The sequence below is a fragment of the Oscillatoria sp. HE19RPO genome (assembly GCF_024220515.1).
GTDB lineage: Bacteria > Cyanobacteriota > Cyanobacteriia > Cyanobacteriales > Laspinemataceae > Laspinema.
The window spans coordinates 1-17,112 of sequence record NZ_JAMXOT010000095.1; the positions used below are offsets into that span (position 1 = coordinate 1).

Here is a 17,112-nt window from a genome sequence, read left to right on the forward strand (position 1 = left end):
GGGGAGGATGTTTGTAGTAACGACTTCAGTCGTTACCTCGTTACTTGGCGGACGCCAAGTAACGCAACCCTGTCCGGATCCTCCAGTTCCTTCACAGGCGCTTCAGCCCCTCATGGTGAGTGTCACGGCTTCAGTTATGAAACGACTGAAGTCGTTACTACGAACTGGGGAGAACGACTGAAGTCGTTACTACGAACTGGGGAGAACGACTGAAGTCGTTACTACGAACTGGGGAGAACGACTGAAGTCGTTACTACGAACTGAAGAGAACGACTGAAGTCGTTACTACGAACTGAAGAGAACGACTGAAGTCGTTACTACAAACATCCTCCCTATCCTCCCTATCTCCCCCATCTCCCCCATCTCCCCCATCCCCCCTATCCTCCCTATCCTCCCTATCCTCCCCTATCCAATGACCAACGACAAATGACAAATGACCAAAACTATGAACGCAGATAGCACTAACCGGATTTGGATCTACGACACTACCTTAAGAGATGGCTCCCAGCGCGAGGGGATGTCCCTGTCTATCGAGGATAAATTGCGAATTGCTCATCGCCTCGATCGCCTGGGGGTCCCATTTATTGAAGGCGGATGGCCTGGGGCCAATCCCAAGGATGTGCAGTTTTTCTGGAGACTCCAAGAAGAACCCCTGCAAAACGCCGAAGCAGTTGCTTTTTGTTCCACCCGTCGTCCGGGAAAAACAGCGGCAGAGGACCCCATGTTACAGCCGATTCTTTCCGCAGGGACCCGCTGGGTGACGATTTTTGGCAAATCCTGGGACCTTCATGTGATTGAGGGACTCAATACCACCCTGGAAGAAAACCTAGAGATGATCCGCGATACCATCGAGTTTTTGCGGAGTCAGGGACGACAGGTGATTTATGATGCCGAACACTGGTTTGATGGTTATAAACACAATCCCACTTATGCGCTGAAGACTCTAGAAACGGCGATCGCTGCTGGTGCGGAATGGATTGTTTTCTGCGACACCAATGGCGGCACCCTACCCCATGAAATCAGCCAAATCACGAGTACCGTGATTCAAACCCTCCGCCAAACTACCGATATCCCCATCAATTTTGGTATCCACACCCATAATGACGCGGAAACGGCGGTTGCCAACGCTTTAACTGCGGTTCTGGAAGGAGTGCGGATGGTTCAAGGCACGATTAATGGCTATGGTGAACGCTGCGGCAATGCCAACCTTTGCTCTTTAATTCCCAATCTTCAGCTTAAATTGGGCTATGATTGCATCGACCCGAGTCACTTGGTGAAACTCACCGAAACCAGTCGCTATATCAGCGAAGTTGCGAATCTCGCCCCGGATGATCATGCTCCGTTTGTAGGACTTTCAGCCTTTGCTCATAAGGGGGGAATTCACGTTTCTGCGGTTCAGCGCAATCCCTTGACTTATGAACATTTACAACCGGAATTAATCGGCAATAAGCGCCGAATTGTGGTGTCGGACCAAGCGGGGATGAGTAATATTTTGGCCAAGGCGGCGACGTTTGGGATTGACCTGAATAAAAAAGATCCAAAATGTCGGCAGATTTTGGAGAAATTGAAAGAGTTGGAAAATCAGGGCTATCAGTTTGAGGCGGCGGAAGCGAGTTTTGAATTGTTAATGCATGAAGCAGTAGGCGATCGCCAGACGTTTTTTGAAATTAAAGGCTTTCACGTCCATTGCGAACAACTCGAAGGCATGACCAATGTTCTGGCAACGGTTAAGGTTGGGGTGAATGGCAACAATATTTTAGAAGCGGCTGAAGGCAATGGTCCAGTTTCAGCTTTAGATGCCGCCCTGCGGAAAGCGTTAGTTAATTTTTATCCGGCTTTAGCTGACTTCCAACTCACGGATTATAAGGTGAGAATTCTGGATGGCGGGGCTGGAACTTCGGCCAAAACTCGGGTTTTAGTGGAATCAAGCAATGGTCAGCAACGCTGGACGACGGTGGGGGTTTCTACTAATATTATTGAAGCCTCCTATCAAGCGGTGGTGGAAGGATTGGAATATGGGTTAATTCTGCAAACCCAAGGTAAGGAAGTGCTCACGGTTTCTTAGAAAGATATTAAACTAATCGCGTTTAGGGGAGTTGGTCTCTTGTCTTGACTCCTTTTTTTTATATAGCGGTTCCCACTGTTATGAGGTACATTCTTTGGGAGTGCGTTGGCGCTCGCGGAGCGTGTGCGGTAGCACGTAAGCCTGTGCGCCAGCACAAACATCTTGCTCGCTAGAAACATAGCGAGCAAGATGCTCGCACTCCTGTAAATATCTCTACCGCATAAGTCCACCGAACCGCTATATATCTCTGGATAGAGAAGAAATTAAGGAGGAGAATCACGGGGTCAGTCACTTATCAAACTGTCACAAACGGTCCGGTAGCTGCCTGAGACTGGAATAATAATAAAGTGATTCTTAATTGTCTAGGATTTTAGCCCTCATGCAGCGCTTAGAAAATTCCACTGCCTCTGAAATCAGTTTTTCTCAGGTTCCCGAAGATCCTCGCGTCGAGCTCTCTGTTGCGGAAAGGTTGGGAGAATGCCAGGAAAATTTATTACGAGTTTTAGTGGTTGCCTCTGGGGGTTGCACGGCGTTGAGTTTGTTGGCGTCGCCGATGGTGGGACAAATTGAAGCGGTGGATAGCAATCCGGCGCAGTTGCATTTAGTGGAGTTGCGCCGTCAGGCATTGTTGCATTTACCGTTATTTGATCAGATGGCGCTGATTGGGGGCGATCGCACTACGAGCAGTCGGGAACGACTGGACCTCTACAAAGAATTGCGGCCCCATCTTCCAGAAGCGACGTTATCCTTCTGGGATGCTCGACTCGACCAAATTGCCGAGGGAATCAATCAGGTGGGCCGATTTGAGACCCTGACGACCCAGTTAGCGGCCCAATTTTCGGCGTTAGGGTTGGATCCGCTACAAAATCCCACCCAGAGTCTGGCTCATCCCGGGTGGCAAGATTGGGTTGAGTCGATTTTTACCCCCGAGGAGTTGGTGAACATTTTTGGAGAAATTCCGGTGAAGGGGTGGCAGGGACTTTCATTTGGGGAGCATTTTGCTCAGAGGTTGGCAGTGGCCCTCAACAAGATGCCTCCCCAAGAAAATTATTTTATGACCCAACTGTTTGCCAACTCTTACGCTGAGGGGTTAAAAGGGGTCCCAGTTTATTTACAAAATCTTGCTCAAGGGACGATTTTGGCCCTGGGTACCCAGCGCCTCAAACTGCATGGCGGTCAGTTTTTAGAAAAAGTTGTGGAACTGGGTCAAGCGGGCGGATTTGACCTAATTTCTATGTCCAATTTTGGGGAGGGGATGGACCCGGATGAGTTAGGGGGGGCGATCGCCAAGATGACGCAATACTTAAATCCCGGTGGGGCTTTAATCGGACGCCGACTCCAGGGTAATTATGATTTAGGGGCGCTGATGGGCCAGTCGTTGCACGTGGATCGGGAATGGAGCGATAGATTACTAGGGATGGAACGCTCATATCTCTATGAAGAGGTGGTGGTGGGGTTTGCCTGATGAGAACCAATCCAGTTGTCAAAAGTCTTTTTTACTCTATAGCCCGCGCAGGCACCGCTTCGTCCGTATAGCCTCCGGGCTTGAGCCTGCGGATTTTTGTTTTTTTACTCTATAGCCCGCGCAGGCGGGCTTCGTCCGTATAGCCCCAGGCTTGAGCCTGCGGGTTTTTGCAGACTGCCCCTGGGAACCCTGGCCCCCGACTTAACCCCCTCTGGATGGCTGTGAAATCCGAAGTCCCTGCCCCTAAACTCCTTTTAGTGAGGGAAATTCTCCACAACTCGATTGTTTTCTCACTGAAGCGAGATAAAATTGGCAGTGAACAAAAGCTCACTTATTTGCATCTAAGACCAAGGCAACAGTCGTCGTTACATAAGGGTGAGAGAACTGCTGTGATTCCGCAAGAATTTTTAAAAGTGGTAACAGTCGAACGGGGCGTCTCGGACTCGGAAATTCAGGTCTTATCTTATGCGCTTCATGGTGAATCGATCGCCGCGATCGCAATTAACCTGGGGATTCGACCTGAAGCGGTCCGCAAACGACTCGGTGAAGTGTACAAAAAATTTAAAATCGGGGGCGCTGGACCCGGTAAAATGGCCAAGTTACAACAAATTCTCGTCAGCGAGTATCAGGACCATCAGACCGGGATCAGCTTAAACAGTAACGGACTCCAGAATGGGTCCGCTTCTTGTGTTAAATCCATTTATGATTGGGGCGAGGCACCGGATAGTTCGATTTTTTATGGGCGAGATCTGGAACTGGCCACCCTATCTCAGTGGATTTTAGAGCAAGAGTGCCGGGTGGTCTCCATTTTGGGGATGGCAGGGATGGGTAAAACTGCCCTGTCTGTTAAATTGGCTCACCAAATTAAAGAGCAATTTGATACGGTGTTATGGCGAAATTTGCGCCAAGGTCCATCCCTAACTGACCTCCTGGATAATTTACTTAAATTGCTCTACCCTCATCAGGGCGCTTATTCCATTCCGGATCTCAATGACAAAATCTCCCTATTCCTAGAATATTGTCGCCGTCATCGCTGTTTATTAATCCTGGATGGGGTGGAAACCCTGTTAAAAGGGGGTGAACTCTCGGGACAGTATCGGGAGGGTTATGCCGAGTATGGAGACTTTTTTAAACGGCTTTCCTGCCAACCCCACAAGAGCTGTGTGCTGATGACCAGTTGGGAAAATCCCAAGGAAATTAGTTTACAAGAAGGGGATTATTTACCCGTTCGGTCTCTACAATTGACGGGGTTAAATGCAGAGGCATCTACTCAAATTTTAAAAGATAAAGGATTGATTGTCGAACCCGCCTGGGCTAATTTATTTGAGCTATATCGAGGCAATCCTTTAGAACTGAAAATTGCAGCGCGGACGATTCAAGAATTATTTGGGGGCCAAGTTGCAGCATTTCTGAAACATGGCACGTTAGTGTTTGGGGAAATTGGGGAGTTGCTCGCCCAACAGTGCGATCGCTTGTCTGGATTAGAAACAGAAATTCTCTATTGGCTGGCGATCGAGCGTCAACCTCTATCGTTAGAGCGTCTACGTCAGAATATGTTGTTGCCGGTGCCGTTACAGGAATTATTAGAAGCGGTGGCTTCTTTGGGACGGCGATCGCTGCTTGAAAAAATAGCCAACTCTGAACGAGCCTTATTTTCCCTCCCGCCGGTTTTGTTGGAATATGTCACGACGGCGTTGATGAGTCAACTTTTTGATGAACTACAGGAGGTTTTTAACACCAAAAAGCCGGAGAAATTTTTGCTGTTCCGTAGTCATGCCTTGGTGCAACCCGAGGCAGCACCCCAGGTTCAACAGGAACAACTTGAGCAGATGATCGCGCCCCTAGGCGATCGCCTCCGACGCACGATTCGGAGTGAAAGTCGGATCGTTGATTATTTAACCCAAATTGACACCCTCTTGCAAGGAGAACCGACCCTAGAAACTGGCTATAGCAGTGGAAATGTCAAGAGTCTCCTAAAATCCCTCCAACCGGAGAAAAAATAAGCGATCGCGCTTCACAGGACACCGACAACCCCCCAACCCCTTTCCCGGGCAAGGCGCAGCGGAAAAACTTGTCCCGGGTAATTTTTGTTTGATGCATCTACTCTGAACAGTCCCCTCCCCAAGACATAGGGGAGGGCTAGGGCTAAGGTCCCATCCAGAGTCCCAGTTAAGCGGTTCCCCCCATCCCCCAAGGACAAAGGACAAAGGACAAAGGACAAAGGACAAAGGACAAAGGACAAAGGACAAAGGACAAAGGACAAAGGACAAAGGACAAAGGACAATCTCCCCAATCTTGCCAAACAATTTGGGAAATTTGTGATAAACTACTTTAGTAGAGAAAAAACTCTACACTAAAAATCAAAACCAATTCCGTACCCATAGCAAGCGCCAAAGCGAGCTCACCGATCAAGAAGTTCGACTTCGACCCTGTGCGATCGCCCTGCGGATTGATTGGCTATACCCTAGGAAGCCAATCTCGCTACTGACTGTTGTAGGTAGCCCCAACAAGTTTAATCCTTCCCGAAATGTGGAGACTTTCTGACTTGGAAGACACCACCTACCACCTGACTCGGCTCAATGCGATCGCCATCCCGGGCAAGCGTAACCCATAGGGTTAGGGGTTTGCTCCTAGGCAGGACCGCAGGAATCGAAAAGCAGGTTTAAGGCCCTCGGGAGTCCGAAATTAGGCGATTCGTAAAAAAAAATCAAAAATAGACTTGCCAAAAGTAGCGTGCTACGATAAAAGATATAAAGTAGCTTTCCAACCGATTACCGAATCTAGGATTTTTCCGAACCGGCACTCAACTCACTGAAGTTGGGGATTGCCGAGGGATCCAGATAGCGAAGATAGCGTGGCTCGACATTATTTGATAGTCGAGAACCGACGATCATTCCTCCCATTGACCTAGAATATCGGCTAGAGCAAAAAGAAAGGACTTTCTAATGGTTCAAAACGTTTCCTTAGCTTCAGGTGGTTTACACAAACCGTGCAAATCTCCCGATTATATACCCTGTTCGGCTGGAAGTGTGTCAAGGCCGATGCCAAACCGACTCGACGGTCTAACGAACTTGACTAGCTGAAACTGATGGTAAAAAATGCAGGCACTTTTTTAAAGAAGTCTGGAAGCGGAAACCCCCAACTTCGCGCTGGAACGGCATACCCCTCCAGCAAAAAACCACCGTCAACTCTACGAGGATGGCGAAGAAAACCTTGCGAAGTATGGTAAAAAGATTGGAAAGCAATTGTATGTTGTTAGAAGTTTTTGGAAAATTAAAGAGGTATTATGACCCAGCAGGTTTGTCACTCGATGGATAAATTACAGCGTCAGGTGCGCTCGTTAGTAGAATCAAAAATCCTCAAGCCCACAGATAGCCTCTGGAAAATTGCTTTTCTCTATGGAGATGAATGGGCTTATTGGAAAAAAGAATTACTTGAATTTGGGTTTTCAATGAAAGATCCGGTGGTTCACCTCTTAGCGGTAGAAACCTGGGAAGAAGACGAGTAGAAGCTTATAAATACAGAATAACCGGGAAAAAACAGAGGAGCGATCGCCCGATCCGTTATCGTTTAGCCCAGATCGATCTAAGGGTTTTCGCTCATCTGTCTTCCCCAAGTGCCCTATTTATAAGCACTGGGATAAAGCCCTAGCCAGTTCTGCAGCGGTTTGATAGCGATCGCTCGGTTTAGATTCGGTCGCCTTTTCAATCGTCTCTCGGACTTGCGGAGGAATGCGCGGATCACCTTTAAGGTTAAACCCATAGCCCGAACCGCGAAGCTCAAAAAACTTCTGAGGACTCTCCCCAGTCAATAAAAAAATCAACGTTGCACCGATCGCATAAAGATCCGACTGAGTTAATGGCTCACCTCGGTTTTGTTCCGGTGCCGTATAATCCGGTGCGCCAATGCAAGTACCCAAGGGCGTACCAATTTCCTTAACCGCCCCAAAATCCAGCACGATAATTCGATTATCCACCGTCCGCACCATCAAATTAGCCGGTTTAATATCCCGGTGAACAATGGGCGGACTTTGGGCATGAATATACTCCAATACCTCACAAGTTTGAATCATCCAATCGATCGCCTGAGATAAAACAACCGGACCGCGCTGATAAACGCGCTGTTCCAAATCCTGACCGTGGATCATCGCCATTGCCAGGTATTTTTTACCCTCATCCACAAAAAAATCATAAAACTGGGGTACCCCAGGATGATTCAACCCCTTGAGGATCCGGGCTTCCCGCTCAAATAACTCCCTTGCTTTGGGAATGCGGGTCATATCTGCATTCATTTCCTTTAACACCAACATTTTGGGACGGGGGTTATTTTCCTCCGGAGGAACGAATGCCAGATAAGTTGTACCCATTCCCCCTTGACCCAAAGTTTTCAAAATTTGATACTCTCGGATCTGCCGTTCCACATGAATCGGCGCGCCGCAGTGAATGCAGAACAGGGTATTGGGCGGATTATTGGCATGAGTGCAAACCGGGGCCGCTGGGACCGCCTGAGAAACCGAGGCTTCCAGGATAAACTTTAACAGGGGACCGCCTCGGGCTAACTGAATTAGCGCCCCATTGCTGAGGCGCGACTGCTGTACCGGGTGACCATTGACAAACGTGCCATTAGTCCCATAATTGATCGCCTGCCAGACTTTGCCGTGCGTGCTATCCTGGGTCAGATGTAACTCCAAATGCAGGCGAGACACGACCGGATCATCAAGCACCAGATCATTCTGTTCCGGCGATCGGCCAATGCGAATCACATCAGCATTCTCAAACCGCCACTGTTTAATCGGAGAATTCGTGTCATCTACCAAAACCAGAGTAACCACTTCGGCAACTCCTCGAAACATCATTGAAACTGAGTCTTATACCCAACCCGGGTATCAACACTTGTTTTTATAGAGTAGCCCGCGCAGGCGGGCTTTGTCCCTATAGCCCCACCGTTAACGGGTGTGGGTCTTTCTACCGGCGCACCGAAAGCCAAAAACCGGGCTTCGGTGTCCGGGGATTTACCGTTCGTGGACCAGAGCACGAACGGCGATCGCCGTAATATTATCGTGACCGTTATATTGATTCCCTAACTCAATTAACGCCTCAACCCCAGGCTCTAACGGCATTTCTGCCTTCAGGAGGGGTTCGACATGAGTCAAATAGTGAGTCTCTAACAAATCATTATCCGTCAGACCATCAGAAGCCAGAATCAATAAAGTATCTTCCTCTATCTTAAAAAACTGTACATCGGGGCTGACAAAATCCTCATTGCGAGGTCCCAGCGCCTGGGTGAGTTGGTAGGCATCCGGACGCAAGTAGGCCGTTTCCGGATCCACACCGCGCTGAATTTCCCGTTGCCCCACTTCATGATCCACCGTAACTTGCTGCAATCCCCGAGTGCGAGTAAAGCGATACAGCCGACTATCTCCCACATGAGCAACGGCTACATTCTGATCTTGAACTAACACCATCACCAGGGTTGTCCCCATTCGCCCACTGCCTCCGCGTTGTTCCGCTTGGTTGAGGTCATAAATTGCCTGATTAGCAAACAGCACCCCGGTGGAAATGACCTCTTGATTGGGTAAGCTATCCTGCCAATGGCGATGGAAATATTCCCGCAGCTTTTCCACCGCTAAGGCACTGGCAATTTCCCCGCCTTCATGTCCCCCCATGCCATCACAAAGAATGTAAAGTCCCTTGTGCTGGGTTGAAAACGCTCTCGCACCCTGACGCTGCTTGACTTGGGTTTCAATGCCAAAATCGTCTTCGTTATGGGTGCGTTGCCGTCCAATATCCGTTTGTCCCGATGCTTCGAGGCTTTCTAACAGAATCGGCATGACCATCGTGGGACTATCATCCAGATCTAGGTTATCCGAGATTGCTCCCAGATAAATTGGGTCCGATGGGGGGGAACTGATGGGCGTTGCCGGTTGGAGTTTAGATTGCAGGGTTTCCAGGCGCGATCGCAGCAGTTCCACATTGTCCAACTCTGCCGAGGCTAATTCCGCCACCACCTGTTGTAACTCAGCAATCTCATCCTCTTCTGTCTCCGTTGTCAGTTGCGCGGAACTCAAAAGAGTCTGCCAAAACTGCCCTACGGCTGTGAATCTTGGGGTCACATCGGGCAAGTCGAGATACAGACGTTGCAGAGACAAAATTTGGTCTTCTACATCCAGACGGAGATTTTGGGGTTCCAGTAAACTTTGCCGACAATGCCAGGGTTCTAATCCGATCCAGAGTTCCGTCACTTCCTGCAACCAGTGGACAATTTGGGAGGGCAGGACCGGGTTAGTCTGGACATATTCGATGAGGGCCGGTTGAGTGGAACGGTCTTCTAAGAGGATAACCCGGCGATCGCCCCAGTGCCATGCATCATGGATTGCCGGAACGATCGCGTAAAATTGGGAGTGGAGGGCCAGATACGCTTTGGCGATCGCCGGAATTGCCAGCGCCCAAGCGGGATTAGGATTATCCATGCGATCGGGAATTTCTACAGGGTGAGAACTCAAGGCGAATAGGGGCGATTGTTGCAGGGGAATGCAATCGAGTACCTTGACCTGAATTTCCCCCTGGGTAAGTTGATTTAACGGCAGATCGTCCAAGAGTTGATAGCGTTCCTCTTGGTCTAAAAACGACCCGGCAGGCAGCATCTCGTCGGTTTCCTCGTCGGTTTCCTCGGAGATTTCTAATGCTGCTGCCGCAGGGATGACCCCTGCGGATGGTTCTTCAGATTCTTCAGATAGGGGAGTTTCAGGACTATCCAGGTCCGTCTGTTCTATTGCCGGTTCTGTCTCCGGGGAGTCCTCCTCCAGGGTAGCGACTGTTGGGGTTTCTTCTTCTGCCTCAACTTCCAGGATTTCCGAGGGTTCTGTAGTTTCTTGGATTTGGGCCACCACTTCCGACAGACTGGTGATGGTATCCACCTCGGCAGTCTCAGAAGAAGTAGTTTCAGAGGAAGCAGTCTCAGAGGAAGTCTCAGAAACTTCTTCTTCTGCCTCTTCTGCCTCGGGTTCTATTTCCGTTCCTTCGGGGATATCGGTTTCCAGGGGTTCCGAGACGGACGCCACAGCCATTTCCGCAGTCGGTATGGTTGCCACCGATACGGATTCCTCAACCCCTGGAGTATCAACCGCTTCTGTAACCTCCAGACTCTCGGATACTCGTTGGCGATCGACGATCGCCAGCCAAATTTGCCCCGTGACTGCACCGCAATTATGGCAGTTTAAATCACTGGCAAGCACCGAAGTTCCACATTCCCCACAGGATTTATGGGTGAGGGACATCCCACATTTTTGACAAAACTTGTGGGAGTTAGGGTTCTCGAAATGGCATTTAGGGCAGACAAGCATAGTAATATTCCAGTTCAGAAATTTAAGAGTTTTAATCAACCCGGATTTTTAACGATCGCATCTTAATGTAGGATACTACCTGGATTTTAGCGTTCCTATCCCATCGAGTTAGCAAGCCCAAAGAAGGGGACCCGCACCCTAAAGGGTGGAGCGATACGGACTAGCCCTGTCAAGGCGTATTGATTTGTAAGGGCGCAATGTGCAGGCCCCAGGGGCGCTTCTCGAAGCGCCCCTACAAGAAACAATGATTTTTCGTCATTAAATTTACCACCTTGACAGGGCTAGGCTATACGGACATTAGCGCAGCCCGGGCCGATAGGGCTATAGCCTGCCTACGCCGCGTCATTCACAAAACAGTTTGTAAGAACCCTTAAAATGCTTGGATCCATTCCTTGACCTCGTATTCGGTCCAAATCCCATTTTTCCAATAAGGGTCACCCTCAACTGCCTCTCGGACGGTTTGTTCATCGGGGGCTTCATAAATCCCAAACACTTTGGTAACATCTTGGGTAGGACCCAGGGTAATCACTAAACCCGCTGCTTTTTGGGCGCTAATTCCATCCAGATGGGCTTGTCGATAAGGGGTTCGTTTTTCCAGCACATCTTCGCAGTAGCTGCCCCACATTACATACTTCGGCATGGTTTAATTTCTTAGACAGAACTTTCGCAATCTTTAACATTAAAACCTAAATGTAGAGGCGATTCGCGAATCGCCTCTACATTTAGGGTGGATTTTCAATATCTGCGTAAGTCTTGTTAGAGAAGAGGTTGACAATTGAACCACTATATCCCCAGGAATAGAGGAATCTAACAGTAGGTCGGGAGTATGCACCCCCGACCGTTGGTTTTGGGGAATATGTCCCCGGGAAGAGAAGGGGTTAGCTTCGCAAACTCACCGCAAACTGGCTGACTAAGGCATCCCGAACCTTTTGATGGGCCGGTTCTATCTCCTCGTCGGTGAGGGTGCGATCGCTGGCCCGATAGACCAGTCGAAAAGCTAAACTCCGTTGTCCTTCCGGCACATTCTGTCCCCGATAATCATCGAACAGTTGCACGGACTCTAACAAAGACCCTGCCGACTGACTCATCACCCCAGTGAGATCGCTCACCGCCACCTCAACCGGCGCATAGAACGCCAAATCCCGGTCTGATGAAGGATAGGAGGAATAAGCGCTAAATTTGCGCCCGAATGTATCTTTCGTGAGAACATCTAAAATGGGTTGTAACTCCATTTGGAAGATATACACTTCATCGGGCAATTCGCGGTCTTGTCGGAGTTGGGGATGGAGTTGGCCGAAGACCCCGATATTCCGGTCTTGCAACCACAAAGAAGCAGTCCGTCCCGGATGTAACAGGGTGGGATAGGCATTGGATTCAGGACGATAAGCCATCTCCAGTCCCAGGCGATCGCAGACACTTTCCAGAATCCCTTTCGCCTCATACCAGGACATCGGCTGTTCCCGACCACTGCGGACCCAGCGGCCTACGGTTGAGTCACCGCCTAGAATTCCGGCTAGGGTCTCTTGTTCCTTCAGTCCTTCGCTATCTTTCCAGAATGTGCGACCCAATTCAAACCCATTTAGAGGACCATTGCCTTGGGCTAAATTATACTCAAATGCATCAATAGTCCCAGAAAGCATTTCCGTCCGTAAGGCGGAATATTCCACAAACAGGGGATTGGCTAAAGCAATTTGATTTTCCTGTTCTGCCTTAACTAACGAGTAATGCATCAGTTCCGTCAAACCGGCACTGCGGAAGGCCGATCGCAAATCGCGCCTTGCCTGTTGTTCCGGTCCAAGTTGTCCGGCAGCACTTTGGGTCGGTAAAGTTTCGCAGAACTTATCATACCCATAAAGACGGGCAATTTCTTCGATTAAGTCAATTTCCCGTTCCAAGTCCCGAGCCCGATAGGGCGGCACTTTTACGGACCAGACTTGATCGGAAGTAAAAGTACATCCCAAGGCGGTGAGAATCCGTTCGATATCCGTTGCTTGTAATGGGCCGGTGCCTTCCCCCTGTTTGATGGGTCCGAGAACTTGATTCACGCGATCGTAGCGCAGTTGAATCGATTGGACCGAAACCCCGACGCGCAGTTCTTCGAGACGCGCATCAGCGATGCGCTGGTGAACCATCTCACGCCCGCTTTCCCAGAACTTGTCATACCAATAACGACGGGCAATTTCTTCGATTAAGTCAATTTCCCGTTCCAACTCCCCAGCACGAGAGGGCGGCACTTTTACGGACCAGACTTTAGTAACAGTACATCCCAAGGCAGTGAGAATCGGTTCGATATCCGTTGCTTGTAATTCTCCTGTGCCTTCCCCCTGTTTGATAGGACCGAGAACCTGATTCACGCGATCACGGCGCAGTTCTATGGATTGGACAGGAGCCCCGATCCGCAATTCTTCCGGACGTGCATCATCGATTCGTTGATGGACAGGGGTACCGTCTGCGAGTTCTTGGAACAGGGCGATCGCGCGATCGCAGGCGGTTTCTAATCCCGCATAATTTACCCCGCGTTCATAGCGCGCCGAGGACTCCGTGCGTAACCCCACCGCCCGAGACGATCGCCTTACTGCTGGCGGGTCAAATAATGCCGCCTCTAAAATTAAATTCTCAGTCCCTTCATGGACTTCGGTTTCCTCCCCACCCATCACCCCAGCAATCGCCACCGGCTGATTATTGGCGGTAATCAAGAGATTTTGGGCTTGGAGGGTGCGAGTTTGACCGTCAAGAGTTTTGAAAGTTTCGCCAGATTGGGCAAACCGGACGCCGACGGTGAGGGAATCTCCTCCGGCGAGGGTTTGGAGGCGATCGCGATCGAAAGCGTGTAACGGCTGTCCCCATTCCAACAGAATGTAATTGGTGACATCCACCACATTATTAATCGGGCGCACCCCGGAAGCTTGGAGACGTTGCTGCAACCACAGGGGAGAAGGAGCAATTTTGACCCCAGTAATTTCCGTGCCAATATAGGCAGGACAGGCTTTGGATTCGTCAATTTTTAATGACAGACCCTTGCCTCCGGGGGTCGGGTATGTACTGGAGGCAAGCGGCAATCGTAACTCACCCCCGGTCAGGGCCGCCACTTCCCGGGCGACTCCCACCATACTCAAGGCATCAGCCCGATTTGCCGTAGAGGTCAAGTCTAAAATCACATCATCCAGACCCAACAAGGGAGAAACTGCCGTCCCTAATTCAGGGTTTGCCAAGTCAAACTCATGAATCCCCTCGGATTCTTTGGTTAACCCCAATTCGGCTAACGAGCAAATCATCCCTTCTGAAGGAACGCCGCGCAGTTTAGCCTTTTTAATTTTTAAGTCAATTTTGGGCAGATAGGTGCCAATCGGGGCCACTGCCACATAAATATCAGCCTTAGCGTTGGGTGCGCCACAGACAATATTTAAAGGGGACTCCCCGCCAATATTGACCTTACAGACGCTTAGTTTATCGGCATTGGGATGTTGTTCGCGATCGATAATTTTTCCCAACAGGACACCGTTGGCCCAAGTGCGCCGGTCTTCGATATCTTCTACTTCAAATCCAGCCATCGTCAGCGTATGGGCTAACTCTTCTGGAGACATCGTGATGTCTATCAGTTCCCGCAACCAGTTTAGAGAAATCCGCATGGATATGGACGCCTAAAATAAGTCAGCCTGACTCATTTTACAAGAGCATGGGTCTACTCAGGGGTGGAAACTGGGTTTGGGGTAAAAATCGGCTAAGGGTATTCCCCCAAATAAATTGCTATTGCATCGGAGGGTTAAGGACCTAACAATACTCGATTAGCCCGCGCAGGCGGGCTTCGTCTGTATAGCCCCACCCTTGAGGGTGCGGGTTTTTTGGATATTTTATTTTTTAGAGTTGCCTAAGCACTTGCAGCCCGCGCAGGCGGGCTTTGTCTGTATAGCCCCACCCTTGAGGGTGCGGGTTTTTCGGATATTTTATTTTATGGAGTTGCCTAAAAGATGCCTCGTTTGCCATTGGGTTTAATAGTCAACCAGTTAGTGCGTGCCATTGACAACTGAGTGTCGCTAATTCTGGCCCCGGTGAGGTTGGCCCCGCAGAGGTTGGCCCCGCGCAGGTTGGCTTGGGTAAAGGAGGCTTCCATCAAGTCGGCCCCTCGGAGGTCCGCGCCTTCTAAATTGGCATTGACAAAATAGGCTTTCGTTAAAATGCTATCCCGCAGACAAGCTTTGATTAAAGTAGCGCGTCCGAAGTTGGCACTGGTGAGGTCGGATCCTTGGAAGTTGACGCGATTGAGCTTGGCGTCATAAAAATTAGCGCCGGATAGGGTAGAGGACCGCAAGTCTAACCCGGTGAGATTGCAGTCGCCAAAGTCTCGTCTGCCTTTGCCATAGGCGAGGCGAACGGCTTTGGGATCTAAGATGCCATCACTGGCAACCGTGGAGGCGGCTAAAGTTTGGGTGCGAAAGCTCGTTGCCATACCGGGATGAGAATTCATCCCTGAATTTAAGGCAGTCCCCCCGCGACTGGCGGCTTTGGCCTTTTTATTGGCGCGGCGCGTTCGTAGCAACTCGACTTCTCGGGCGGCAGGGGATAAGGCGTGGTTATTTTTTTGTTCGAGTCGGGTTTCTTCTTCTGGTGGGGGTACCTCTTTGCGTCGCGTCGAGAGTCCTTCGGAAAGGGTTTGACGGTGGGATTCTACATCCAGGGCGCGGAGGGCTTCTTCGGAGCTTTGGTAGCGATCGCGCACGGAAGCTGCCAGCATTTTTTCCAGGACTGCTGCAAAACTATCACTGACATAAACGTAGGGACGCCAGATCAGTTCGGTTGTCATGGGGTCATAGTCGAAATGTTTCGGGGATTTGCCAGTGAGCAGGTACAGGCAAGTGGCTCCTACGGCATAGATATCGCTGGCATACACCGGGCGCAATGCCATTTGTTCTTGAGGGGCAAACCCCGGGGTCCCGATCGCAAAGGAGGTAAAGGCGGTTTCTCCAGTGGAATTGGCGTTGAGCAGTGCGGTTTGACTCACTTGGTCCTTGACTGCCCCAAAGTCAATCAGAACGAGCTGATTATCCACGTCCCGGCGAATGATATTGGCGGGTTTGATATCCCGATGGATGACTTCATTATCATGAAGATATTTGACCAAGGGCAAGATTTCCCGCAGAAATTGTTTGACCGCAAATTCGGTAAAAGGTCCATTGCGCTTGGTTTCTTGTTTGAGGGTTTGACCGCCCACATATTCTTGAACTAAATAAAATTGGCGATCGCTTTCAAAGTAATCGAGCAGTCTGGGGACTTGGGGATGATTGCCAATTTTCCCCAGGGTTTTCGCCTCGCGCTCAAATAGTTGCCTTGCCATATCCAGGACCCGAGGCGAGGTTGAGGCAGGGCGCAGTTGCTTAATGACGCAGACAGGCTTTCCAGGCAAGAGGTCGTCTACGGCTACAAACGTAGCCCCAAAACCACCTTGACCCAATGCTTTCAGGACGCGATAGCGATCGCGCAGGAGTAAATTTGAGCCACAGGCTTGACACTGGATGGCATTGTCGGCATTTTTAGGTTCCGGACAGGCGGGATTGACGCAGTAGCTCATGAAACTTCACCTGATTGTTAAAACGGATGTTTTTCGACACTAGGAGTGAGTCGTCGTAGATGCAAGACCCTTTTTGCTTCCAGCATAGCAAGTCCTTTGAGTGAATCTATCTTTACCTTAGACCATTGCTTGAGAAGTCTCAAAGACCAGGGAGCCAATTGGGTAAAGGAATATCAAATTTATAAGGCGATTCTATAAAGTCTTAGTAAATGCCAAGGCGATCGAGAAGGGACAAGCGCTCCAATTTGCGATCGCTCTATGCATGAGGGTTCCCTCAATTCCCCCTGAACAAACAAGGCCGCTCCGGTTTTTTCCGGAAATCTTCGACTTTCGTCGAGTTGGCTCCTCTCCCGGGGCGATCGGTTGTCCCAAGGGAGCCGGTTTTGGCTTGTTTTCTTATTTAAGTGATTTTTTGGCAAAAAAACTTTCTCCAATCGCAATTTCATAGTAGGCCCCATTCATCAATCACCCCAACCCCAGTCGTTCTCTTGTCAATGTTCGTAGTAACGACTTCAGTCGTTCTCTTGTCAATGTTCGTAGTTGTTCGTAGTAACGACTTCAGTCGTTCTCTTGTCAATGTTCGTAGTAACGACTTCAGTCGTTCTCTTGTCAATGTTCGTAGTAACGACTTCAGTCGTTCTCTTGTCAATGTTCGTAGTAACGACTTCAGTCGT

General features: G+C 49.8%; 10 protein-coding genes. 5 read left to right on the forward strand and 5 right to left on the reverse strand.

Annotated features, from left to right (window positions below):
* The 5 genes from NG833_RS09350 to NG833_RS09370 all read left to right on the forward strand — a co-directional run.
* On the forward strand, positions 1–213 hold a 213-nt coding region (locus NG833_RS09350; RefSeq protein ID WP_254565022.1), incomplete at its 5' end, for a hypothetical protein.
* Positions 214–433: 220 nt separating this feature from the next.
* Positions 434–2,065: a citramalate synthase gene (gene cimA / locus NG833_RS09355; protein WP_375293895.1), complete on the forward strand. Its 1,632-nt coding sequence runs from the start codon at positions 434–436 to the stop codon at positions 2,063–2,065.
* A 379-nt stretch (positions 2,066–2,444) separates the two neighbouring features.
* Positions 2,445–3,530 carry a DUF3419 family protein gene (locus tag NG833_RS09360; RefSeq protein ID WP_254565023.1) on the forward strand — a complete coding sequence of 362 codons (1,086 nt, stop codon included), beginning with the start codon at positions 2,445–2,447 and terminating at the stop codon, positions 3,528–3,530.
* Positions 3,531–3,919: 389 nt separating this feature from the next.
* A complete protein-coding gene (locus NG833_RS09365) occupies positions 3,920–5,533 on the forward strand; it encodes an NB-ARC domain-containing protein (RefSeq protein ID WP_254565024.1) in 1,614 nt (537 codons plus the stop codon).
* Between the two features lie 1,283 nt (positions 5,534–6,816).
* Positions 6,817–7,038: a DUF4327 family protein gene (locus tag NG833_RS09370; RefSeq protein ID WP_015149823.1), complete on the forward strand. Its 222-nt coding sequence runs from the start codon at positions 6,817–6,819 to the stop codon at positions 7,036–7,038.
* A 117-nt stretch (positions 7,039–7,155) separates the two neighbouring features.
* Here NG833_RS09370 and NG833_RS09375 read toward each other — a convergent pair whose 3' ends face one another.
* From NG833_RS09375 to NG833_RS09395, 5 genes are all read right to left on the reverse strand, one after another.
* Positions 7,156–8,385, reverse strand: a complete 1,230-nt coding sequence (locus NG833_RS09375) for a protein kinase (RefSeq protein ID WP_254565025.1) — start codon at positions 8,383–8,385, stop codon at positions 7,156–7,158.
* 156 nt (positions 8,386–8,541) lie between these two features.
* Positions 8,542–10,872, reverse strand: coding sequence for a serine/threonine phosphatase (locus tag NG833_RS09380; RefSeq protein ID WP_254565026.1), 2,331 nt, complete (start codon positions 10,870–10,872; stop codon positions 8,542–8,544).
* 370 nt (positions 10,873–11,242) lie between these two features.
* Entirely contained in the window at positions 11,243–11,512 is a 270-nt protein-coding gene (locus NG833_RS09385; protein WP_254565027.1) for a YciI family protein, read from the reverse strand.
* Between the two features lie 238 nt (positions 11,513–11,750).
* Complete coding sequence (gene pheT, locus NG833_RS09390) at positions 11,751–14,501, reverse strand: phenylalanine--tRNA ligase subunit beta (protein ID WP_254565028.1); 2,751 nt, start codon at positions 14,499–14,501, stop codon at positions 11,751–11,753.
* 332 nt (positions 14,502–14,833) lie between these two features.
* Positions 14,834–16,438: a serine/threonine-protein kinase gene (locus NG833_RS09395; RefSeq protein ID WP_254565029.1), complete on the reverse strand. Its 1,605-nt coding sequence runs from the start codon at positions 16,436–16,438 to the stop codon at positions 14,834–14,836.
* Between the last annotated feature and the right edge of the window lie 674 nt (positions 16,439–17,112).